The 21,645-nt window shown below is 68.2% G+C and carries 19 protein-coding genes; 4 read left to right on the top strand and 15 right to left on the bottom strand.

The window, feature by feature from the left end; translation table 11 throughout:
* Positions 1-231: 231 nt before the first annotated feature.
* The 8 genes from E5CHR_RS10250 to xdhA form a co-directional block, all read right to left on the bottom strand.
* Positions 232-1,401 (bottom strand): BMP family ABC transporter substrate-binding protein, encoded by a 1,170-nt coding sequence (locus tag E5CHR_RS10250; RefSeq protein ID WP_162579580.1) that lies wholly within the window; start codon positions 1,399-1,401, stop codon positions 232-234.
* 47 nt (positions 1,402-1,448) lie between these two features.
* On the bottom strand, positions 1,449-2,369 hold the full coding sequence (locus tag E5CHR_RS10245) for an ABC transporter permease (RefSeq protein ID WP_162579579.1): 921 nt from the start codon (positions 2,367-2,369) through the stop codon (positions 1,449-1,451).
* Entirely contained in the window at positions 2,369-3,523 is a 1,155-nt protein-coding gene (locus E5CHR_RS10240) for an ABC transporter permease (RefSeq protein WP_162579578.1), read from the bottom strand. The genes E5CHR_RS10245 and E5CHR_RS10240 overlap by 1 nt, the downstream gene beginning before the upstream one ends.
* Complete coding sequence (locus E5CHR_RS10235) at positions 3,516-5,054, bottom strand: ABC transporter ATP-binding protein (RefSeq protein ID WP_162579577.1); 1,539 nt, start codon at positions 5,052-5,054, stop codon at positions 3,516-3,518. Before E5CHR_RS10235 ends, E5CHR_RS10240 begins: the two co-directional genes overlap by 8 nt.
* An 84-nt stretch (positions 5,055-5,138) precedes the next feature.
* Entirely contained in the window at positions 5,139-6,491 is a 1,353-nt protein-coding gene (locus tag E5CHR_RS10230; RefSeq protein ID WP_162583662.1) for an NCS2 family permease, read from the bottom strand.
* Between the two features lie 104 nt (positions 6,492-6,595).
* Positions 6,596-7,549 (bottom strand): LysR family transcriptional regulator, encoded by a 954-nt coding sequence (locus E5CHR_RS10225; protein WP_162579576.1) that lies wholly within the window; start codon positions 7,547-7,549, stop codon positions 6,596-6,598.
* Between the two features lie 82 nt (positions 7,550-7,631).
* The gene (gene xdhB / locus E5CHR_RS10220) at positions 7,632-10,058 is read right to left on the bottom strand and encodes a xanthine dehydrogenase molybdopterin binding subunit (protein ID WP_162579575.1); all 2,427 of its coding nucleotides are present in this window, start codon (positions 10,056-10,058) and stop codon (positions 7,632-7,634) included.
* Between the two features lie 2 nt (positions 10,059-10,060).
* A complete protein-coding gene (gene xdhA, locus E5CHR_RS10215; protein WP_162579574.1) occupies positions 10,061-11,677 on the bottom strand; it encodes a xanthine dehydrogenase small subunit in 1,617 nt (538 codons plus the stop codon).
* Between the two features lie 187 nt (positions 11,678-11,864).
* On the opposite strand from xdhA, the gene E5CHR_RS10210 reads away from it, so the two are divergent.
* Positions 11,865-12,554, top strand: coding sequence for an alpha/beta hydrolase family protein (locus E5CHR_RS10210; protein WP_162579573.1), 690 nt, complete (start codon positions 11,865-11,867; stop codon positions 12,552-12,554).
* 16 nt (positions 12,555-12,570) lie between these two features.
* Here E5CHR_RS10210 and trxB read toward each other — a convergent pair whose 3' ends face one another.
* On the bottom strand, positions 12,571-13,512 hold the full coding sequence (gene trxB, locus E5CHR_RS10205; protein ID WP_162579572.1) for a thioredoxin-disulfide reductase: 942 nt from the start codon (positions 13,510-13,512) through the stop codon (positions 12,571-12,573).
* Between the two features lie 127 nt (positions 13,513-13,639).
* On the opposite strand from trxB, the gene E5CHR_RS10200 reads away from it, so the two are divergent.
* The 3 genes from E5CHR_RS10200 (at position 13,640) to E5CHR_RS10190 (ending at position 16,368) form a co-directional block, all read left to right on the top strand.
* Positions 13,640-14,413: a hypothetical protein gene (locus tag E5CHR_RS10200; protein ID WP_162579571.1), complete on the top strand. Its 774-nt coding sequence runs from the start codon at positions 13,640-13,642 to the stop codon at positions 14,411-14,413.
* On the top strand, positions 14,410-15,357 hold the full coding sequence (locus E5CHR_RS10195; protein WP_162579570.1) for an electron transfer flavoprotein subunit alpha/FixB family protein: 948 nt from the start codon (positions 14,410-14,412) through the stop codon (positions 15,355-15,357). Before E5CHR_RS10200 ends, E5CHR_RS10195 begins: the two co-directional genes overlap by 4 nt.
* Before the next feature lie 90 nt (positions 15,358-15,447).
* On the top strand, positions 15,448-16,368 hold the full coding sequence (locus E5CHR_RS10190; RefSeq protein ID WP_162579569.1) for a LysR family transcriptional regulator: 921 nt from the start codon (positions 15,448-15,450) through the stop codon (positions 16,366-16,368).
* A gap of 3 nt (positions 16,369-16,371) precedes the next feature.
* On the opposite strand, the gene E5CHR_RS10185 is transcribed toward E5CHR_RS10190, so the two are convergent.
* Genes E5CHR_RS10185 through E5CHR_RS10160 form a run of 6 tightly spaced genes read right to left on the bottom strand, consistent with a single transcriptional unit; the run spans position 16,372 to position 21,622 of the window.
* Positions 16,372-17,349, bottom strand: a complete 978-nt coding sequence (locus E5CHR_RS10185) for an alpha/beta hydrolase (RefSeq protein WP_162579568.1) — start codon at positions 17,347-17,349, stop codon at positions 16,372-16,374.
* Between the two features lie 8 nt (positions 17,350-17,357).
* Positions 17,358-18,245, bottom strand: a complete 888-nt coding sequence (locus tag E5CHR_RS10180; RefSeq protein WP_162579567.1) for an alpha/beta hydrolase — start codon at positions 18,243-18,245, stop codon at positions 17,358-17,360.
* On the bottom strand, positions 18,235-18,948 hold the full coding sequence (locus E5CHR_RS10175) for an ABC transporter ATP-binding protein (RefSeq protein WP_162579566.1): 714 nt from the start codon (positions 18,946-18,948) through the stop codon (positions 18,235-18,237). The genes E5CHR_RS10180 and E5CHR_RS10175 overlap by 11 nt, the downstream gene beginning before the upstream one ends.
* Complete coding sequence (locus E5CHR_RS10170) at positions 18,941-19,723, bottom strand: ABC transporter ATP-binding protein (RefSeq protein WP_162579565.1); 783 nt, start codon at positions 19,721-19,723, stop codon at positions 18,941-18,943. The genes E5CHR_RS10175 and E5CHR_RS10170 overlap by 8 nt, the downstream gene beginning before the upstream one ends.
* Positions 19,704-20,753 carry a branched-chain amino acid ABC transporter permease gene (locus tag E5CHR_RS10165; RefSeq protein ID WP_162579564.1) on the bottom strand — a complete coding sequence of 350 codons (1,050 nt, stop codon included), beginning with the start codon at positions 20,751-20,753 and terminating at the stop codon, positions 19,704-19,706. Before E5CHR_RS10165 ends, E5CHR_RS10170 begins: the two co-directional genes overlap by 20 nt.
* A complete protein-coding gene (locus E5CHR_RS10160) occupies positions 20,750-21,622 on the bottom strand; it encodes a branched-chain amino acid ABC transporter permease (protein ID WP_162579563.1) in 873 nt (290 codons plus the stop codon). The genes E5CHR_RS10165 and E5CHR_RS10160 overlap by 4 nt, the downstream gene beginning before the upstream one ends.
* Positions 21,623-21,645 lie beyond the last annotated feature (23 nt).

The raw sequence follows: 21,645 nt of genomic DNA, 5'->3' as shown, positions 1-21,645 counted from the left end.
GCGATGCCTGCCCGGCGAAGGTGCGCTCAGCGTGCAGAGCGCAATGTCTCGTTGGACAACAGCGAGCGCTTGGCCAAGGCGCTGGGCATTGATGTTGCGACGCTGTTAACCGCGGCCTAGCCGCAACTCGGCCTGGGCTCGACAACTTCGAGCAACGACTTCGCAAGAACGAAGGTGGAAATGCAAAAAGGGTTGCCGCGCAGGCAACCCTTTCAGAAAAAGTCCGGCTGCTTATTTCTTGTCGCCGCCGGGGACCTTGCCTTCGACCCCCTTGACGTAGAAGTTCACGCCCGAGAGGAACTTGTCATCGGCAGCAGCGCCTGACGCCACCAATTCCTTGCCGTCCTGCCCGACGATCGGGCCCTTCCAGATCGAGAAGCTGCCATCCTTCAGGCCCTTCTTGACCTCCTCGACCTTGGCCTTGGCTTCGGCTGGCACATCCTCGGCGATCGAAACGATGTCGATCGCGCCTTCCTTCACGCCCCACCAGGTCTGGCCGGTGGCCCACTTGCCGTCGAGCACCTCCTGCACGGCCTTGGTGTAGTAGGGCGTCCAGTTGATCACGGCCGAGGCCAGGTGGGCCTTCGGGCCATAGGCGGTCATGTCCGAGTCCCAGCCGAAGGCGCGCTTGCCCTTTTCCTGCGCGGTCTTGAGCACGGCCGGCGAATCGGTGTTCTGGAACAGCACGTCGGCGCCGCCGTTGATGAGCGCCGTGGCCGCCTCCGTTTCCTTCGGCGGATTGTTCCATTCGTTGACCCACACCACGTTGGTGCTGATCTTCGGGTTGACCGACTGCGCGCCGAGGGTGAACGAGTTGATGTTGCGAAGCACCTCGGGGATGGGCACCGAGCCGACCACGCCCAGCTTGTTGCTCTTGGTCATCGCACCCGCGATGATGCCGGCCATGTACGCGCCTTCGTAGGTACGGCTGTCGTAGGTGCGCATGTTCTCGGCCGTCTTGAAGCCGGTGGCATGTTCGAACTTCACGTCCTTGTTGTCGTTCGCCACCTTGAGCATCGGCTCCATGTACCCGAAGGTGGTGCCGAAGATCAGCTTGTTGCCCTGGCTCACGAGGTCGCGCAGCACGCGCTCGGCATCCGCGCCCTCGGGCACGTTCTCGACAAAGCTGGTCTTGATCTTGTCTCCGAATTGCTTCTCGAGGGCCTTGCGGGCGTTGTCGTGGGCAAAGGTCCAGCCGCCATCGCCGACCGGGCCGACATAGGCGAAGCCGATGTTCAGCGGGCCTGCCGGCGCGGGCGCCGCGGCAGTCGGAGCGGGGGCCGGCGCGGCGGGTGCAGGAGCCGGCGCCTCTTCCTTCTTGCCGCAGCCGATGAGCGCGGCCGAGGCGACCGCCGACACCGCAGCCAACTTGAGCAGGAGACGTTTGTTCATATCGTTCATTGGGGGAATCCTCAAAGGATGTTTGTCGGAAACAATTGTGAACGCGATTATGAGCCGGGGTAGAAGGGTTTTCCGATCGAAGCCGGCATGTTCACGCGGATGAAGGCCGGGTTGCGCGAGATCAGCGCCAGCACCACGATCGGCGCGATGTACTGCAGCATGCTGAGGAACTGGCTGGGCACGTTGACACCGGTACTCTGGAGGTGAAAGCCAAGCATCGACACCCCGCCGAACAGGTAGGCGCCCAGCAGCACCCGCACCGGGCGCCAGGTGGCGAAGGTGGTCAGCGCCAGCGCGATCCAGCCACGCCCCGCCACCATGCCTTCGACCCACAGCGGCGTGTAGACGGTCGAGAGATACGCGCCCGACAACCCGCACAGCGCGCCGCCCGCAATCACCGCCATGAAGCGGATGCGCCGCACCGGATAACCCAATGCATGCGAGGACTCGGGCGACTCACCCACCGAGCGCAGCACCAGCCCGGCGCGCGTGCGGTACAGGAACCAGATCAGCCCGACGGTCAGCACCACCGCGAAATACACCATCGGGTGATGGCGGAACAGCGCCGGCCCGAGCAGCGGGATGTCTCCCAGCAGGGGCAGCGCGTAGTTGGTGCTCTCGGGCAGCTTGGCCTGCACGAAGTTGATGCCCGCGAAGGCCGAGAAGCCGACGCCGAAGAGGCTCAGCGCCAGTCCGGTCGCGTACTGGTTGGTGTTGAGCCAGATCACCAGCACGCCGAAGAAGGCCGCCAGCAGCGCCCCGGCCGCCATGCCGGCCGCGAAGCCGAGCCAGGTGTTGTGCGTGGTCACGACGGTGGCGAAGCCGGCGATCGCGGCGCACAGCATCATGCCCTCGGCACCGAGGTTGACGATGCCGGCCTTCTCGTTGATCAGCAGGCCCAGTGCCGCGATGGCCAGCACGGTGCCGGCGCTGAGCGTGGAACCCAGGAGGAGTGCGTAGGATTCCATCAGAGGGCTCCTTCGGTGGCTTGTGCAGGCACCGGTGCGTTCAACGGCGTGCTGGCCTGCAGCGATGAGGTTCCGGCGGGCGCAGCCACCGGCTTGGGCGCCGACTTGCGCCGGATGCGGTAGGCGATCAGCGTGTCGCAGGCCAGCAGCGTGAACAGCAGCAGCCCCTGGAACACGCCCGTCAGCGATTTGGGCAGCCCGAGCCGCGACTGCGCCAATTCGCCGCCGATGTAGAACATGCTCATCAAGATGGCCGAGAAGATCATGCCCACCGGATGCAGGCGCCCGACGAAGGCCACGATGATGGCCGCGAAGCCGTAGCCGGCCGGCACGTAGGGCGTGAGCTGCCCGATCGGGCCCGCCACTTCCAGCGCGCCCGCGAGGCCGGCGGCGCCACCGGAAGTCAGCAGCGCAATCCAGACCGCGCGCCGCGCCGAAAAACCTGCATAGCGCGCTGCCGCTGGTGCCAGCCCGCCGACCTGCTGGGCAAAGCCGGCCCGCGTGCGGAACAGGAACACCCACAAGGCCACCGCGCCCAGCACCGCAATGATGAGTCCGATGCTCATGCGAGACCCCTTCATGAGCCGCGGGATCTGCGTCACCGCCTCGAAGGTCTTGGTCTGCGGAAAGTTGTAGCCCATCGGGTCCTTCCACGGGCCGTAGACCATGTAGCCCAGCAGCAGCGTCGCCACGTACACCAGCATCAGGCTCACCAGGATCTCGTTGGCGTTGAACCTGTCGCGAAGGAAGGCCACGATGGCGGCCCATACCATTCCGCCCACGATGCCAGCCGCCAGGATCGCGGCCACGATCCACGAGCCGGTGGTCTTGTCGGCCATGAGGGCCACGCCGCCGGCCGCGATGGCGCCGAACACGAACTGCCCCTCGGCGCCGATGTTCCACACGTTGGAGCGAAAGCACACGGCCAGCCCGAGCGCGATGATGAGCAGCGGCGTCGCCTTGACCATCAGCTCGCCGAGCGCGTAGGCGCTCTTGATGGGCTCCCAGAAGAAGACCGTGAGCCCCCTGACCGGGTCTTTCCCGAGCGCCGAGAACAGCGCCATGCCGATCAGCACCGTGATCAGCAGCGCCAGGATGGGCGAGCCGTAGCTCCAGAAGCGCGACAGCTGCGGACGGGGTTCGAGCTTAAGCATGGACCACCTCCTCTTGCGTTGCCGCCTGGGGCGGGGCATTCCACAGGCCGCTCATCCACTCGCCGATCTGCGGCACCGTGGCGGCTGCGCGGTCGATCGAGGGCGAAAGCCGTCCCTTGGCGATCACGTGCAGCCGGTCGCTGATCTCGAACAGCTCGTCGAGCTCCTCGCTCACCACCAGCACGGCGCAGCCGGCGTCGCGCAGCGCCAGGATCTCGCCACGGATCAGTGCCGCGGCGCCGACGTCCACGCCCCAGGTGGGTTGCGAGACCACGAAGATCTTCGGGTCGGCGTCGATCTCGCGCCCGACGATGAACTTCTGCAGGTTGCCGCCCGAGAGCGAGCGCGCTGCCGCGCCGGGCCCGCCTGCCTTGACCTTGAAACGCTCGATGATCCGCCCCGCATGCTGCTGCAGCGCGCCGGTGCGGATCCAGCCGCCCTTCCCCACGGCGTTGCTGCGCGTGAGCAGCATGTTGTGAGCCAGGCTCAGCGTCGGCACCGCGCCGCGGCCCAGCCGCTCCTCGGGCACGAAGTGCAGTCCCAGCGCGCGCCGCCGGCGCGGGCGGAAGTGCCCGGCCGGCTGGCCGAAGACCTCGATCATCCCGGCCTGGGCGCGCGTGTCCTCGCCGGAAAGCGCGTACAGCAGCTCTTTCTGGCCGTTGCCCGAGACGCCCGCGATACCCACCACCTCGCCCGCCCGCAGCTCGAGCGAGACGCCGTCGAGGTCGACCCCGAACTGGTCCTCGCGCGCCAGCGTCAGGGCCTTGACCCGCAGAGCCACGGCCCCTGCATGCACCGGCCGGTGCTGCAAGGGCGGTGGTTCCGCGCCGATCATCAGGCGTGACAGCGATTCGTTGCTCTCCTGTCGCGGGTCGCACACGCCCGTGACCTTGCCGCCGCGCAGCACGGTGCAGGCGGTGCACAGCTCGCGGATCTCGTGCAGCTTGTGGCTGATGTAGAGGATGCTGCAGCCTTCGGCGGCGAGCTTCTTCAGGACCACGAAAAGCTTGGTCACCGCCTGCGGCGTCAGCACCGACGTGGGCTCGTCGAGGATCAGCAGCTTGGGATCGGTGAGCAGCGCGCGGATGATCTCCACCCGCTGCATCTCGCCCACCGACAGGGTGTGCACCGGACGCGCGGGGTCGATGTCCAGCCCGTACTCGCCGGCCTTCGCCGCGATGCGACGCGTGACCTCGGCCAGCGTCAGGCTCTTGTCGAGCCCGAGCCAGACGTTCTCGGCGACCGTGAGCGTGTCGAACAGGCTGAAGTGCTGGAACACCATGCTGATGCCCAGCGCCCTCGCCTCCTGGGGGTTGCGCACGCTCACGGGCTGGCCGTTGAAGACCACGCTGCCCTCGTCCGGCTTCACCGAGCCGTAGATGATCTTCATCAGCGTGGACTTGCCGGCGCCGTTCTCGCCGAGCACGGCGTGGGTTTCACCGGGCGCCACCGTCAGCGAGACGTCGCTGTTGGCGACGACGGCGGGGTAGCGCTTGGTGATGTTCGATAGCTGGAGTCGTTGGATTGTCATGCCTGTGCCTGGCCTCTGGGTTTCGGAATCCCCTGAATCGCCCCCTGAATTCACGACGGGGGCCATCGCATTATTTTCTGTCGTTCAGTGTCCGCCTATGTAGATGAACTTGAAGAGAAAGACGCCGCCGATCAGCCACACCATCCAGTGCACCTGCCTGGCGCGCCCGGTAAACAGCTTGAGCACCGCATAGGTGATGAAGCCGAAGGCCAGGCCGTTGGCGATCGAATACGTGAAGGGCATGGTCAGGGCGGTCACCGCCGCGGGAATCACCTCGGTCGTGTCGTCCCAATCGAGTTCGGTGATGTCCCTGAGCATGAGGCATGCCACGAAGAAGAGCGCGGGCGAGGTGGCATAGGCCGGCACGGCACCGGCCAGCGGCGAGATCGCGAGAGCGGCCAGGAACAGCACCGCCACCGTCAGCGCGGTGAGCCCCGTGCGCCCGCCCGCCTGCACGCCCGCCGCGCTCTCCACGTAGGCCGTGGTGCTCGACGTCCCCAGCAGCGAGCCCGCGAAGATCGCGCCGCTGTCGGCCAGCAGCGACTTGTTGAGCCGGTCCATCTTGCCCGGCACCAGCAGGCCGGCGCGGCGCGCCACCCCCATCAGGGTGCCGGTGGCGTCGAACAGCTCGACCAGGAAGAACACCAGGATCACGTTGAGGATGCCGCCCGACAGCGCCGACTTGATGTCCAGCTGCAGGAAGGTGGGCGCGATCGAGGGTGGCGCCGCGAACACGCCGTGGAAGGTGTTGCCCGCGAAAAAGAAGGACAGCACCGTGACCGTGATGATGCCGATCAGGATCGCGCCCGGCACCTTGAGCCGGTCGAGCACCACGATCAGGAAGAAGCCGAGGGTGGCGAGCACCGCCTGCGGCGTGTGCAGGTCGCCCAGCGTGACGTAGGTGGCCTTCGACGCAGCCACGATGCCCGCGCTCTTGAGCGCGATGATCGCCAGGAAGAGCCCGATGCCCACGGTGATCGCCAGGCGTATGGACTGCGGGATGCCGCGGATGATCAGCTCGCGCAGCCGGAACACCGTGACCAGCAGGAACAGGCACCCCGACACGAAGACCGCGCCCAGCGCCGCCTGCCAGGTGAAGCCCATCTGCAGCACCACCACGTAGGCGAAGTAGGCGTTGAGCCCCATGCCCGGCGCCAGCGCGATCGGGTAGTTGGCATAGAGCGCCATGATGCCGGTGCCCAGCGCCGCGATCAGGCAGGTGGCGACGAACACTGCGTCCTTCGGCATCCCCGCGTCGCCCAGGATCGAGGGGTTGACGAAGATGATGTAGGCCATCGTCAGGAACGTGGTGAGGCCGGCCACGATCTCGGTGCGCACGGTGGTGTTGTGCTCACGGAGCTTGAACAGGCGTTCTGTCCAGCCGTTCGCAGGCCCTTTGGCCTGCGCAGTGGGGGTCGGCGTGTCGTGCTCGGGCATGCCGAGCACCTGCTCTGTAGGGTTCATCGCGTTGTCTCCGAATCTTTCTGTCGTGGCGTTGGCAAGAGGTCGCGACGCCGGGCGCGAGTGGCAGGACCGGCCGGCTATCCGGAGCCGGCCGCGGAAGGCGCGGGCCTCAGCGAGGCCGCCACCGATTTGGTTCGCTCGCGCAGCCAGCGCGCCGAGCTGGAGGAATGGGTGCGCTCATGCCAGAGCTGGTAGTACATGAGGCGCGGCAGCTCGACCGGGCACGGGAGGATCGCGACCGGCAGCCGCTCGGCGAAGCGCTCGCAGTACTGCCGCCCGGTGGTGAGCACCAGCAGGCTGGAGGCCACCATGTCCGGGATCAGCCCGAAGTGCGCGCAGCGCGCCATGATGTTGCGCTGCCGGCCCATCTCGTCGAGCATCTGGTCGATGATGCCGCGCGCGCCCGGATGCAGCGGCGTCGGCGCCACGTGCTCGGCCGCGAGCCAGCTCTCGAGGTCCCAGCCGCGCCGCACCGCAGGGTGGTCCTGGCTGACCAGGCAGACGATCTCGTCCCCGAAGAGCCGCGCCATGTGCAGGTCCTCGGGCGGCTTCAGCCAGTTGCCGATCACCAGGTCGACCTGTCCGAGCGACAGGTGCGCGTGGTAATCCGAGTCGGACGAGAGCGCGTGGATCTCGATGCGGCACAGCGGCGCCTGCGCCTTGACCTGCGCCACCAGCATGGGCAGGAAGAGCGGGTCGAGGTAGTCCGACGCGGCGATGCGAAACGTGGTCTGCGCGCTGTGCGGATCGAACCCGCGCGCATCCGAGAACAGCATCTCCGCCGCACGCAGGATGCTGGCGGCCGGGTCGATCATGCGCAGCCCGGCATCGGTGGGCACCATGCCCGAGCCCGAGCGCACCAGCAGCGGGTCGCCCGAGAGCTCCCGCAGCCGCTTGAGCGCCGCCGACACGGCCGGCTGGTACATGCCCAGCCGGATGGCGGCGCGCGAGACGCTGCGGTCGGTCAGCACCGTATGAAGAACCCGGATCAGGTGGAGATCGATCTTGTCCAGAAGCGCTTGGTCTCGCATGGGCAGCCCGCAGGGTGATGAGAACGTGCGGGCAGTTATACAGCGCAGCATTCACATCGGGCCCCTTGTCCATTGGGCGGCTTCAGGCCAAGGCCGACTGCACCGCCGTCACGGCGCGCAGGATGGATTCGCTGGTGGCCGGCGCCGTCAGCGGCGGGTCGACCCGGTGCCCGCCCACCGCCGACACCGCGTCGCGGATCGCGAAGAAGACCGAGAACGGCAGCAGCAGCGGCGGCTCGCCCACCGCCTTGCTGCGGTGGATCGAGTCCTCGAAGTTCTGGCCCTCGAACAGCTTGACGTTGAAGACCGGCGGACAGTCGTTGGCCGTCGGGATCTTGTAGGTGCTCGGCGCGTGCGTGGTCAAGAGGCCGGTCTTCGGGTGCCACACCAGCTCCTCGGTGGTGAGCCAGCCCATGCCCTGGATGAAGGCGCCCTCGACCTGGCCGATGTCCACCGCCGGGTTGAGCGACTTGCCGGCATCGTGCAGGATGTCGGCGCGCAGCAGCTTCCATTCGCCGGTGAGCGTGTCGACGATCACCTCGCTCACGGCCGCGCCGTAGGCGTAGTAGTAGAAGGGGCGGCCCTGCATCGTGTCCTTGTCCCAGCTGAGGCCGGGCGTGGCGTAGAACCCGTCGGACCACAGCTGCACGCGGTCGAGGTAGGCCTCGCCGACGACGGTGCTGAAGGACAGCGTGCGGCCGGCGACTTCGACCTGGTCGTTGGCAAAGCGCACGTCCTCGGCCTTGCCGCCGTGGCGCGCGGCGGCGCAGGCGGCCAGGCGCTCGCGGATCTGGCGCGCCGCGTCCTGCGCGGCCTTGCCGTTGAGGTCGGCACCGGTCGATGCCGCGGTGGCCGAGGTGTTGGCCACCTTCTGCGTGTCGGTCGCCGTGACGCGCACGCTCTCGAAGTTCACGCCCAGTTCGTGCGCCACCACCTGCGCCACCTTGGTGTTGAGCCCCTGCCCCATCTCGGTCCCGCCGTGGTTCACCAGGATCGAGCCGTCGGTGTAGACATGCACCAGCGCGCCGGCCTGGTTGAAGTGCTTGACGTTGAAGGAGATGCCGAACTTCAGCGGCGCCAGCGCGATGCCGCGCTTGAGCACCGGGCTGGCCTGGTTGAAGGCCGCGATCTCCCCGCGCCGGGCGCGGTAGGCGCTGGTGCCCTCCAGCTCGGAGACCAGCTCGTGGATGATGTTGTCGGACACCACCTGGCCGTAGGGCGTGACGTTGCGTTCGCCCTTGCCGTAGAAGTTGATGCGCCGCACGTCCAGCGGATCGCGCCCCAGCTCGCGCGCCACGCTGTCGAGGATGTTCTCGATCGCGATCGCGCCCTGCGGGCCGCCGAAGCCGCGGAAGGCCGTGTTGCTCTGCGTGTTGGTGCGGCCCGAATAGCCGTGCATCGCCACGTCGGGCAGCCAGTAGGCATTGTCGAAGTGGCACAGTGCCCGCGTCATCACCGGGCCGGACAGGTCGGCCGAGTGGCCGGCGCGCGAGACCATGCTGATCTCGGCGCCCAGGATGCGGCCCTCGTCGTCGAAGCCCACGTCGTACTCGTACCAGAAGCAGTGGCGCCGCCCGGTGATCAGGAAGTCGTCGTCACGGTCGAGGCGCAGCTTGACGGGGCGCTTCAGCTTGTTGGCCGCCACCGCCGCCACGCAGGCGAAGAGCGCCGATTGCGACTCCTTGCCGCCGAAGCCCCCGCCCATGCGCCGGCACTCGACCTGCACCGCGTTGGCGTGCAGGTGCAAGGCGTGCGCGACCAGGTGCTGCATCTCGCTCGGGTGCTGGGTCGAGCAGTGCACGTGCATCGCGCCGCCCTCCTTCGGGATCGCGTAGCTGATCTGGCCTTCGAGGTAGAACTGCTCCTGCCCGCCGACATCGAGGGTGGCCTTGAGCCGGCGCGGCGCCTTGGCGATCGCAGCCTGCGCGCCGCCCTCGCCGGTGCTGCGCACCAGGTGCATCGGGGGCAGCACGTACTGGCCCTTCTCGTGCGCCTGGCGCGGCGTGATGACGGGGGGCTCGGCCTCGATGTCCAGCGCGTCCTTCGCGCAGGCGGCGGCGCGGCGCGCGGCGTCGCGCGTCTCGGCGATCACCGCGAACACGGGCTGGCCGAGGTAGCGGATGTCGCCGCTGCAGAGGATCGGGTCGTCGTGCACGATCGAGCCGCAGTCGTTGCTGCCCGGGATGTCGGCAGCGGTCAGCACCGCCACCACGCCGGGCATGGCGCAGATCGCCTCCAGGTTCATGTTCTTGAGCCGTCCGTTCGCCACCGGCGACAGCCCGAGCGCGCAGTGCAGCGTGCCCGCGAGCTCGGGAATGTCGTCGATGTAGGTGGCCTCGCCCGCCACGTGCAGGTGCGCCGATTCGTGCGGACGGCTGATGCCGACGCGCGCGCCGTCGTCGTGCGCCTTGGCCTCGGCATGCACGTCGATGCGCGCGGCGGCGTTCTTCAGGTAGTCGGCGAAGGCTTCGGCCGATTGCAGCAGGGCGGGGTCGATGGGCTTGTTCATGTTCAGACTCCTTCGGCGGCTGCGGCTGCGGCGGCGACGGTGGTGGCGTGCGGCATCACGCTCCAGACGCTGGTGGCTTCCACCGGCAGCGGCTCCTTCGTGCGCGTTTCCAGCCACAAGCGCTGCAGCAGGTTCTGCGCCACCAGCAGCCGGTAGTCGGCGCTGGCGCGCATGTCGGTCAGCGGCTTGAAGTCCTGCGCCAGCGCGAGCTTGGCCGCATTGACGCTGGCCTGCGTCCAGGGTTTGCCGACGAGTGCGGCCTCGGCCTGCGCCGCGCGCTTGACGACCGCGGCCATGCCGCCGTAGGCCAGCCGCACCTGCTTGACGATGTCGCCGTCGAGCTCGAGCGCGAAGCCCCCGCACAGCGCCGAGATGTCGCAGTCGAAGCGCTTGCTGATCTTGTAGGCCCGCACCTGGCGCTTCATTGCCGCGAGCGGCACGGCCAGCCCCTGCACGAACTCGCCGGGCTCCAGCCTGTTCTTCATGTAGTCGACGTAGAAATCGGTCAGCGGCATGCGGCGCACGCGTTCACCGCGGCGCAGCTCGATAACGGCGTCCAGCGACATCAGCACCGGCGGCGAGTCGCCGATCGGCGAGCCGTTGGCGACGTTGCCGCCCATGGTGCCGGCATTGCGGATCGGCGGCGAGGCGAAGCGCAGCCAGACGTCGGTGAGCGCAGGCACCCGTGCCGCCAGCGCGCGGAAGGCGTTCTCGAGCGAGGCGCCGGCGCCGATGCAGAGGGCGGGGATACCGTCGATCTGGCGTTCCTCCACCACCTTCATCTCGGCCACGTCGCCGACGTAGATGATGTCGCCCAGGTCACGGAACTGCTTGTTGACCCACAGGCCGACATCGGTGGAGCCGGACAGCAGCTGGGCCGCCGGCTTGGCCTCGCGCAGCGCAGCCAGCGCTGCGAGCGTGGCCGGCGCATGGAAATGGTCCAGCCGCTGGCCCAGCGGCGCGACGTAGTCGAAGCTCGCTGGGTGCTCGAGGCTCTGCAGCGCGGCCACCACCGGCTCGGTGTCCAGCCGCACCGCGGGCAGGTCGAACATGCGCTGGCCGGCATCGAGGATGGGCCGGTAGCCGGTGCAGCGGCACAGGTTGCCCGAGAGATCGTCGGCCAGCTGCTGGCGCGTGGGCTGCGTGCCGGCGTCCTGGTGGTGCTCGTAGGTGGACCACAGCGACATCACGAAGCCCGGCGTGCAGAAGCCGCATTGCGATCCATGGCAGTCGACCATGGCCTGCTGCACCGGGTGCAGCGGGATCGCCGCCTGCTTGTCGCGCGGCGCCCGGTCGCGCTGGCCGGTGCACTGCGTCTTGAGGTCTTCGACCGTGAACAGCGCCTTGCCATGCAGCGTGGGCAGGAACTGGATGCAGGCATTGACCGTCTGCAGCCGCAGGCCGCCCACCGCGTCCTTGTCGCCGGGGTCGGCCAGCTCGCCGAGGACCACCGTGCACGCACCGCAGTCGCCCTCGTTGCACCCTTCCTTGGTGCCGGTGCAGCGCGCGTCCTCGCGCAGCCAGTCCAGCACCGAGCGGGTGGGGTGCACGCCGCTCACGTCGACGATCCGGCCGCGGTGGAAGAAGCGGATGGGTTGGGTGCTGGCGTTCATGCTCATGGCGGGTGGGGAGTCTTCGTGGCGATCAAAAATCGTGCCTGCGAAGGTATTCCTTTGCGAGGCGGTACGCATACGGACGCGCCCATACGGCCTATGCGGGGCCTGCTATATAACGCCCGGGTAAACCCTCAATTGGGGTGTTCGGTCGCGGCAGGCCGCACACTGGGCATGTCCGATGGAATCCAGCATGAGCCTCAGCACGCAACAAATCAACTTCCAGGTGGGCGGCCATGGCACCGTCTCGGGACTGGTGATGTCACCGCCCGACGCCTTCGCCTGCTATGTCTTCGCCCACGGCGCGGGCGCCGGCATGGGGCACGCCTTCATGGGCGCGGTTTCCGAAGGCCTCGCAGCACGCGGCATTGCGACGCTGCGCTACCAGTTTCCGTCGATGGAGCTCGGCAAGAAGCGGCCCGATCCGCCGCCGGTCGCGCATGCCGCCGTGCGCGCGGCCGTCGCGCAGGCGGTGGAACGCTTCGGGCCGCTGCCCCTCTTCGCCGGCGGCAAGTCCTTCGGCGGGCGCATGACCTCGCAGGCGCAGGCGCTCGATCCGTTGCCGCGCGTAAAGGGGCTCGTATTCGTCGGCTTTCCGCTGCATCCGGCAGGGACGCCTTCGACCGGGCGGGCCGATCATCTGTCCGATGTGCGTGTGCCGATGCTGTTCGTGCAGGGCACGCGCGACGCGCTGGCCGACCTCGCGGGCATCCGCACCGTGGTGGCGAAGCTGGGCGCTTTCGCGACTCTGATGGAAATCGCCGAGGCGGACCATGCCTTCCACGTGCTGCGGCGTTCAGGCCGCAAAGACGAAGAGGTTCTGGTGGAAATGCTCGACGGCACGGCGGGCTGGATGCGTGCCCGGCTGCCGGCTCCGCCCTGAGCCCCCCCCCGCAGGGTCACCCCTGCTGCTCGAGAAAACGCTGCGCATCCAGCGCCGCCATGCAGCCCGTACCCGCACTGGTGATGGCCTGCCTGTACACGTGGTCCTGCACGTCGCCCGCGGCGAACACGCCCGGCACGCTGGTCATCGTCGCCAGGCCTTGCAGACCCGAGCGGGTGACCAGGTAGCCGTCCTTCATCTCCAGCTGCCCCTGGAAGATGTCCGTGTTGGGATGGTGGCCGATGGCGATGAAGCAGCCGTGCAGGCTCAGCGCCTCGGTCTCGCCGGTTCGCTCGTCCTTAAGGCGCACACCGCTCACGCCCTGCGCGTCGCCCGTCACTTCGGCCAGGGTCTTGAAGAGCTTGAGCTCGATGGTCCCGGCCGCCACTTTCTCCATCAGCTTGTCCACCAGGATCGGCTCGGCCTTGAACCTGTCCCGGCGATGCACCAGGTACACCTTGCTCGCGATGTTCGACAGGTAGAGCGCTTCCTCCACCGCCGTGTTCCCGCCGCCGACCACGCAGGTGACCCGGTCGCGGTAGAAAAATCCGTCGCAGGTCGCGCAGCCCGAGACGCCCCGGCCCATGAAGGCCTGCTCCGATGGAAGGCCGAGGTATTTGGCCGAAGCCCCGGTGGCGACGATCAACGCATCGCAGGTGTACCGGCCGCTGTCGCCCTGCAGCACGAAGGGCCGGCTGCCGAGATCCACCCTGTGGATGTGATCGAACCCGATGCGGGTCTTGAAGCGTTCCGCATGCTCGAAAAAGCGCTGCATCAGCTCGGGCCCCTGCACGCCATGGACATCGGCGGGCCAGTTGTCGACCTCGGTGGTCGTCATGAGCTGGCCGCCCTGGGCCATGCCGGTCACCAGAAGCGGTTGAAGGTTGGCGCGCGCGGCATACACCGCTGCGGTATAGCCGGCGGGGCCGGAGCCGAGGATCAGGACTTTGGCGTGCATGGTCGGGCGTGGGTGGAACTAGAGGCGATTCTCCGAGCGACGGCCCGGCGCTTCGGCGAAGTTTTGCGAAGTCAGTTTTCGCGCGACGGGCGTTGGCGGCCCGATGCCGGCGGCGCAAAGTCCCTTCATGGACCTTGCCGTACTCATCAGCGGCGTTGCCGACCCCAAGTGGCCCCTGCCCCAGGCGCTCTCGGTCGCATCGCTGCAAATCCACGCCTCCCGGTACGCAGCGCTCAGCCCCTTCGACGAGGCGGCGCTGGAACTCGCACTCGCCTTGCGCGACGCGAACCCGGACATCCGCATCACGGCGCTGGTCGCCGCTGACGATGCCTTGACGCGGCGCGTCGCGGGCTGGCGGCCGGACGCCGTCTGCCGCGTCGACCTCGACGCACTGGCGCGCTGGGACGGCGCGGCGGTCGCCGGCGCGTTGTCGCAGGCGCTGCGCGAACGCGCGCCCATGGCATCGCTCGTGCTGGTCGGCCGGGAATTCGGCGATTACGACGACGGCTCGGTGCCCGCCGCACTCTCGCTTGCGGTCGGCATGACCTACGTCCCGCTGGCCCTGAACATCCGCAGGCAAGGAGAAGGCTTCGCCGCGCTGCGCCAGGGCGCGGGCGGCCTGGAACGCGTGCAGCTTGCCGCACCCATGCTGCTCAGCGCGACGAACGACCCCGGCAACCGGCTGCGCCACCCGCTGATGAAAAACGTCATGCTGTCCAAGAAGGCTGTCTTCGAGGTCCTGCATGCGGCATCGCCCGCGTCGGAAGGCGCGCTGCGGCTGGATGCGGTGGGGCCGGCACAGGCGCCGGTCCGCCACACGGAATGCGAATGGCTGGAAGGCTCCCCCGAACAGAAGGCGCGTGCGCTGGCACAGGTGCTGATGGGGGCGGTGGCCTCATGAGCGGGACGGACGCCGCGGAGGCGATGGGCATCATGGACCCAGTCGGAGGTGCCCCGGCGAGCAGCTTGCAGGTCACCGTCGTGCTGCATCCATGGGAGACCGGGCGCGAGGAGCGCGAGCGTCTCGTCGGGGAGGCCTTGGCGCTGGGCACGCCGGCAGCGCCCGTGGTGCTGGACTACATCGGCGCCACGCATCCCGCGGCCATCGCAGGGCACCTGGCGGACCGGCTGCGCGACTGCGGGCGCAGGCAGCTCGTGCTCCTGCCGGCCGGCACCGAAGGCGAGACGATCGCCGCGCTCGTCGCCGGTCGACTCGACGGCGTCAGCCTCGGCCGCTGCACCGCGTTGGCCGTCGCCGATGGCGCAGTCACGGCCAGGCGCGCCGCGTTTGGCGGGCGGGTTGAACTGATGCTGCGCAGCGCAGCGCCGGTCACCTGCGCCACGCTCCGGCCGCAGGGCGAAGGCAAGGGCACAGCCGCACACACCACCGTGACGCAGGTGGCCCTGCACGAGCCGCCGCCTTATCCCGTCGAAGCGCAGGCGGCAGACAACGGGCGCCCGCGCGTGGAGGGCGCGAGCCTGGTGGTCGCGGGCGGGCGCGGCATCGCCGGGCCGGAAGGCTTCGAGTGGCTGGGGCGCATCGCCGCCGCACTGGGCGCCGGCCTCGGCGGAAGCCTGCCCGCGGTCGATGCGGGGTGGGTGCCGGTGGCCCATCAGGTCGGCCAGTCGGGCAAGTTCGTCGCGCCCAGGATCTACTTTGCGGTGGCCATCTCCGGCACCCCTCAGCACATGGCCGGCATCTCGCCCGCCACGCGCATCGTGGCGCTCAACAAGGATCGCGACGCGGACATCTTCTCGCGCTGCGACGTCGCGGTGGAAGGCGACTGGCACGACATCCTCCCCCTGCTCGCGCTCGAACTGGAACGCAGCCGCGCGCCCGTGTGAGCACACGACCGGGAATGGAATGGTCCAACCGATCTAGAATTTGCACCGTCCGACATCTACCAGGAGACAGACATCGACAGGCTTTGGGGCATGGAGGTCTTCGTTCGCGTGGCCGAATGCGGCAGCTTCTCGCGAGCCGCCGAATCGCTGGACCTCGCGAACGCGACCGTGACGACGTGCGTGCGCAATCTCGAGCGCCACCTCGACGTGACCCTCATCAATCGCGACACCCGCCGGCTGCGGCTGACGGAGGAAGGCCAGACCTTCCTGCTGCGCGCGCGCGAACTGCTCGAATCCGTCTCGCGCACCGAAGACGAGATCCGCAGCCAGGTCGGGCAGTTGCGCGGCCGGCTGCACGTCGAGATGCCGATCTCGCTCGGCCACGCGCTCCTGTGCCCGGCCCTGCCCGAGTTCGCCAAGCGTTACCCCGAGATCTCCACGGCGCTCACCCTCACCAACCAGCGGCACCACGTGATCGAGCGCGGCATCGACCTGGCGATCCGCATGGATCAGGTCGAAGACGCCGACCTGATCGCGCGGCCCATCTATGAAGGCCACTATGTCGTGTGCTGCGCACCCGAACTGGTGGCAAGCCTGCCCGCGCATCCCGGCGACCTGGATCGCCGCAAGTGCATCGGCATCCTGCCGGAGGAACGGCGCTTCGTGAACCCGTGGCCGCTGAAGAAAGGCGACGAGGAGCTCGAGATCCGTCCCGATGGCCCGCTCCACTACAACAGCAGCGACGCGCTCCTCATCGCGGCGGAGCGCGGCGTCGGGGTGACCTGCGTGCTCGACGTGTTCGTGAACCGGCAACTCGCCGACGGCACGCTGGTCCAGGCCTATCCCGAGTGGGACACCGCAGTGAAGACCTTCTACGTGGTCATGGCCAAGTCGCGCGTCGGCTCGGCCAAGGTCAAGGCCTTCACCGATTTCCTCTTCGAGGTGTTCGCCTCGCAGCGCCGGCCGAGCGGACGCGGCGTGGTGGGCGTCCGCGCGATCGGCTCGCGTTAGCTTCTACGCTGCGGCGGCGAAGCGGCTTGCCTCCACCAGGCAGTGGCGGGCCGCAGGCAACGTGTTCGCGTGGTTCAGGAAGCCGTGGGGCACACCGGGGCACAACCGGAGTTCGGCTTCCACCCGCGCTGCGCGCAACGCGCGATGCAGGTCGATGGAATCGTCCAGCAGCATGTCCAGCCCCGCCGCCAGCAGCCAGGTCGATGGCAGCCCATCGAGACGCCCAAGCAGCGGATGGATGCGCGGATCGTGAGGGTTCATCCCCTTCGAGACATAGGCTTCGACATAGCGCTGCTGCGCCCTCGCGCTGAGTCCGAACTCGCCACCACCATAGGCAGCGACCGAGCCGCCCTCGCGCATCGGCGCATAGACGCCGTAGAAAAGAAGCAGCGCTGCAAGGTCTCGCGAGGCCCCGTCGTCGCGCCGGCGCATGGCCTCCACCAGCGCGAGGTTGGCACCGGCCGAGTCGCCCGCCAGCACCAGACGGCCGCCGCGGCGCCGAATCTCCATCAGCATCAGGTCCACGACAGCCCGGACATCCCGGGTCGCTGCCGGAAACGGATGCTCGGGCGCAAGCGAATACTCGACGCCGCACACCGGCATGCCCGATGCCGCGGCGAGATGGCGCAGCACCGTGTCATGCGTATCGTTGGAGCCCACGCACCAGCCGCCCCCATGCAGGTAGACGATGAGCGATGCATCGGCCCGTGCCGTCGGTCGGTACCAGCGCAGGCCGACCGTTCGACCCTCGACCCGCAACGATTCTTCGACGATCTCATGCATCGCCGGCAAGCCGGTGTGGCTGCGGCGACGCTCCTCGATCAGCAACGCCCGCGCGTCGGCGAAGGGCAGCGTGTAGCGATCGGGCGCGGGGCCTTCGCGCAGCGCGTGCGCACGCTGGGTTTCGAGGATCGCTGCCATCGCCGGATCGAAGTCGCGGGGATAGCGGCTTTCGCCAGGCTGGCCCGGGCCCGGTGTCATGACGACGGTCAGCCCGCGGGCAAACGCAACAAGGCTTCGAACACCTGCTGGAACAGCGGCAGTTCCGGGCGCGCCAGGTCTTCGAGCACATCGAAGTGCGTGCGGTTCGGCACGATCACCAGCCTGGACGGCGTGCCCACGCGTTCCGCCCAGGTGCTGAAGCTGCGGCTCTGTCCGATGAACCCATCCGTCTCACGGGCACCCACCGCGACGATGAACTCGCGCGCGTGAAAGCGCTCCATGCCGTCGGGACTGAGACGCAGGGCTTCGCGCGGGGTCATGCGCACGTCATCGTTGACGCTCGTGAGCAGCAGCGGCGCCAGCGAGAACACACCGCTGACCGGGACCGAGGCGACGAAGGGATGGCCTTCGAGGTCGGCAGGTGGCGTCGCACTCAGCATCGCCGCGAGGTGGCCGCCGGCCGAATGGCCCGAGACCGTGACGCGGCGTGGATCGAAGCCGAGCTCGCCCGCGCGCCGGTTCAGCCAGCGCATCGCATCGCTCACCTGTTCGACGATGCGCCCCAGCTTCACCGCCGGCGCGAGCTCGTAGCCCAGCATTGCGACGGAGACGCCCGCCTTCACATAGCCCTCGGCGATAAAGCTGAAGATGCGGCGATCGAGTGCGCGCCAGAACCCCCCGTGAATAAAGACGAGCAGAGGCGTCCCCTCCTTCGGCACGCCCTTGGCGGCGTCGGCAGGAAACCAGTCGATGGCGCAGCGCTCCGGAGCCGCGTAGGAAAGTGACCGCCATCCCGGCGTCGCATTGCGGAAGCGCTCGCTGCGTGCCGAGTAGTCGGCATACACCGACTCACGCTCGGGGTGGCGGCGGCGCAGGCTGTAGTTCTGCTCCATCGCCTCGACGAGCTCGACGACGTGTTGGCTGTCAAACTCCAAGATAGGCTTCCTTCACACGCTCGTCGCGCAGCAGTTCACCGGCCGGACCCGACAAGGTCACCTGGCCGTTTTCAAGGACATGGCCGTAGGCCGCATGGCGCAGCGTCACCTCGCTGTTCTGTTCGCAGACGAAGATCGTCAGGCCCTGCTCGCACAGGGTCGAGAGCGTCGCGAAGATCTGCGTCACCACCAGCGGCGCGAGGCCCATCGACGGTTCGTCGAGCAACAGGAGCCGCGGCTCGCACATCAGTGCACGGCCGATGGCCAGCATCTGCTGCTCGCCGCCCGACAGGGTGCCGGCCGGCTGCGCCAGCCTTTCGGCCAGGCGCGGGAATAACGCCAGCACGAAGTCGAGCCGGCGCCGATACCGGTCTTTCGTGCCGCGCATCAGGAACTGGAACGCGCCCATCTCCAGGTTTTCCCCTACCGAGAGCGGCGCGAAGACCTTGCGCCCCTCCGGCACCAGTGCGACGCCCTGCCGCACGACGCGTTCGGCGCGCTGTCCGGAGATCTCCTGGCCGTCGAGCACGATGCTGCCCTTCGAGGGCTTCATCAGGCCGCTGACGGTTCGCATCAGGGTCGACTTGCCGGCTCCGTTGGCCCCGATCAACGCGGTGAAACCGCCGTCGGGAATGCCCAGCGAGACGCCGCGCAGGACGTCGCCCTGCCCATAGGACACGTGCAGGTTGCGGATCTCAAGCATCGACGGTCTCCTCGAGCGGCTGGCCGAGGTAGGCACCGATGACTTCCGGATTCGACGAGATCTCGGCCGGCGTTCCTTCGGCCAGGAAGCGCCCGCTGCGCAGCACGAGGATCTCGTCGCACAGCCCCATCACCATGCGCATGTTGTGTTCGACAAGCACCACCGTGACGCCTTGCGCATTGACCTGCCGGATCATCCGCGCGATCGGCGCCTGCTCCGATGCGGGCACACCGGCAATGGGCTCGTCGAGCATCAGGACCTTGGGATCGGCGGCCAGGGCGCGCGCGATCTCGAGCAGCTTCGATTCGCCGAAGCTCAGGTTGCCGGCAAGCGACATCGCGCGGTCGGCCATGCCGAGCAGCGCGAGCTTGGCATAGGCCGTGGCCTCGATGCGCCGCTCTTCCTCCCGCGTGCGGGGTGTGCCGAGCATCGACGCGATGAAGCCGCTGGCCTGCGCCTTCGGGTGGCAGCCGATCATCACGTTTTCGATCAGGCTGAGCTCCGGAAAGATCTGCAGGTTCTGGAAGGTGCGCGCGAGCCCGAGCTTTGCACGCTGGAAAGGCTTGAGCGTTTCGATGCGCCGGCCTTCGAGCGTGATCATGCCCTGGCTCAGGCGCTGGATGCCGGCGATGGCGTTGAAGAGCGTCGTCTTGCCTGCGCCGTTGGGGCCGATGATGCCCTTGATCGAGCCTTCGCGGACCGACGTGCTGAGGCCGTCGACCGCATGCAGCCCGCCGAAGGTGACGCGCAGGCCTTCAACGTCCAGCAGTGCCATCGACGGCCTCCACGCTGGTGCCCGGCCCGGCGGGCGCGGCCGCGGCCTTGGTGGTCTTCGTGACGTTGAACGCGTCGCGCGGCCTCGCACGTCGCTTCAAATGCCCTGGCAGCCCGGCAATGCCACCGGGAAAGTACAGCAGCACGCAGATCATGCAGATGCCGAACACAAGCAGTTCGACATCCTGGAACTGCCGCAGCAACTCCGGCACGACCGTGAAGATCGCCGCGCCGAAGAAAGGGCCCCAGTAGCGCCCTGCGCCACCCAGCGCGACCATCACGACCAGCAGAACCGACGCGGCGAAGCCGAAGGTCTCGGGCGAGACGAAGAGGTTGAAGTGCGCATACAGGGCGCCGGCCAGCCCGGCCATCGCGGCGGAAAGGCTGAAGGCCACCACCTTGTACGCGAAGGTGTCGACACCGAGCGTGTTGGCACCGATCTCGCTGCCCGCGATCGCGCGCAATGCGCGCCCCGGCACGCTGGCGAACAGGTTGAGCAGCAGCCACATCAGCACCGCCGACACGGCCCATGCGAGCCAGAAGAAGCGCGCCGGGGTGTCGAGCTCCCAGCCGAACAGCGCGTAAGGCGCAATGCCCGCCAGGCCGTTCGGCCCTCCGGTGAGCGGCACGAGTTCGACGAAGAGCACCGAGAGAATGCCGCTGAAGCCCAAGGTGCCCATCGACAGGTACGGCCCCCGCAAACGCAGCGTGGTGAGCCCGATGAAGCCCGCGGCCACCGCCACCATGAGAATGGCCGCCAGCGAGCCGAGCCACGGCGAGATCCCGTACTTGGTGTTGAGCACGCCGCTCACATAGGCGCCGAGCCCGTAGAAGGCCGCGTGCGCGAGCGACACCTGCCCGGCCCAGCCCATGATCATGTTCAGGCTCGCGATCAGGATCAGGTTGAGGAAGAAGTAGACGCCGAGGCTCAGCACGTAGTCGTTGGGTGCGACCAGCGGCCAGGCCATTGCCAGCAGCCAGACGATGAGCAGCGCGCGCCGGCTCCTGCCCTTGTTCGAGACGCTCGTCATATCTTCTCGACCTGTCCTTGTCCCAGGAGACCGTTGGGCCAGCGCACCAGCACCATCAGCAGCACCACGAAGGACACCGCGTCCTTGAAGTGCGAGGACAGCATGCCGCCCGCAAAACTCTCGGCCAGCCCGAGCGCCAGTCCGCCGACCATCGCGCCCGGCAAGCTGCCGAGTCCGCCGAGCATCGCAGCGCAGAAAGCCTTGAAGCCGAGGATCGTGCCGTGATCGAAGGACGTCAGCGTGAGCGGCGTGACGATCACGCCGGCCAGCGCGCCGATGCCTGCGGCGAGCACGAAGGACAGCGACATCGTGAGCCGCGGGCTGATGCCCACCAGCGCCGCAGCCTCGGGTTGCGCCGCCGCCGCGCGCATCGACTTGCCCAGCACCGTGCGGTTGAAGAACCAACCCGCGCCGCCCATCACCAGCGCGGCGACGCCGATGATCCACAGCGATTGCGACTCGAACACCGCGCCGGCGAAGTGCACCGCGCCGCCGCTGGAGAACGAAGGCAGCCCGGCCGGGTTCTTGCCGAGCAGCAGCATGACCAGGCTCTTGGTGCAGATCGCGATCGCGATCGTGACGATGGTGATCGACATGGCCGTGGGCCGTTGCAGCCGGCGCACGATGAGCCGCTCGGACACGGCGCCGACCAGCATCGCGACGCACACTGCGGCGACCAGCGCCAGCCACAGCGGCACCTTGGCTGCATAGAGCGTGGCAGCCACCATGCCGCCCAGCATCACCCATTCGCCCTGCGCGAAGTTCAGCGCGCCCGTGCTCTTGAAGATGATGTTGAAGCCCAGCGCGACCAGCGCATAAATGCTGCCCGTGCCGAGGCCGGCGAGTAGCAGCTGGACCGACTCGTTCATGCAACGTCCTCTCTTGAACTTCG

Source organism: Variovorax sp. PBS-H4, assembly GCF_901827205.1.
Lineage (GTDB): Bacteria > Pseudomonadota > Gammaproteobacteria > Burkholderiales > Burkholderiaceae_C > Variovorax.
The sequence above is the reverse complement of the archived record's forward strand: the minus strand, read 5'-3'. Positions and strand labels throughout refer to the sequence as shown.

Coding starts and splice junctions, on each gene's coding strand:
- E5CHR_RS10250 (WP_162579580.1), bottom strand. CDS start 1,401: ATGAACGATATGAACAAACGTCTCCTGCTCAAGTTGGCTGCGGTGTCG.
- E5CHR_RS10245 (WP_162579579.1), bottom strand. CDS start 2,369: ATGGAATCCTACGCACTCCTCCTGGGTTCCACGCTCAGCGCCGGCACC.
- E5CHR_RS10240 (WP_162579578.1), bottom strand. CDS start 3,523: ATGCTTAAGCTCGAACCCCGTCCGCAGCTGTCGCGCTTCTGGAGCTAC.
- E5CHR_RS10235 (WP_162579577.1), bottom strand. CDS start 5,054: ATGACAATCCAACGACTCCAGCTATCGAACATCACCAAGCGCTACCCC.
- E5CHR_RS10230 (WP_162583662.1), bottom strand. CDS start 6,491: ATGCCCGAGCACGACACGCCGACCCCCACTGCGCAGGCCAAAGGGCCT.
- E5CHR_RS10225 (WP_162579576.1), bottom strand. CDS start 7,549: ATGCGAGACCAAGCGCTTCTGGACAAGATCGATCTCCACCTGATCCGG.
- xdhB (WP_162579575.1), bottom strand. CDS start 10,058: ATGAACAAGCCCATCGACCCCGCCCTGCTGCAATCGGCCGAAGCCTTC.
- xdhA (WP_162579574.1), bottom strand. CDS start 11,677: ATGAGCATGAACGCCAGCACCCAACCCATCCGCTTCTTCCACCGCGGC.
- E5CHR_RS10210 (WP_162579573.1), top strand. CDS start 11,865: ATGAGCCTCAGCACGCAACAAATCAACTTCCAGGTGGGCGGCCATGGC.
- trxB (WP_162579572.1), bottom strand. CDS start 13,512: ATGCACGCCAAAGTCCTGATCCTCGGCTCCGGCCCCGCCGGCTATACC.
- E5CHR_RS10200 (WP_162579571.1), top strand. CDS start 13,640: ATGGACCTTGCCGTACTCATCAGCGGCGTTGCCGACCCCAAGTGGCCC.
- E5CHR_RS10195 (WP_162579570.1), top strand. CDS start 14,410: ATGAGCGGGACGGACGCCGCGGAGGCGATGGGCATCATGGACCCAGTC.
- E5CHR_RS10190 (WP_162579569.1), top strand. CDS start 15,448: ATGGAGGTCTTCGTTCGCGTGGCCGAATGCGGCAGCTTCTCGCGAGCC.
- E5CHR_RS10185 (WP_162579568.1), bottom strand. CDS start 17,349: ATGACACCGGGCCCGGGCCAGCCTGGCGAAAGCCGCTATCCCCGCGAC.
- E5CHR_RS10175 (WP_162579566.1), bottom strand. CDS start 18,948: ATGCTTGAGATCCGCAACCTGCACGTGTCCTATGGGCAGGGCGACGTC.
- E5CHR_RS10170 (WP_162579565.1), bottom strand. CDS start 19,723: ATGGCACTGCTGGACGTTGAAGGCCTGCGCGTCACCTTCGGCGGGCTG.
- E5CHR_RS10165 (WP_162579564.1), bottom strand. CDS start 20,753: ATGACGAGCGTCTCGAACAAGGGCAGGAGCCGGCGCGCGCTGCTCATC.
- E5CHR_RS10160 (WP_162579563.1), bottom strand. CDS start 21,622: ATGAACGAGTCGGTCCAGCTGCTACTCGCCGGCCTCGGCACGGGCAGC.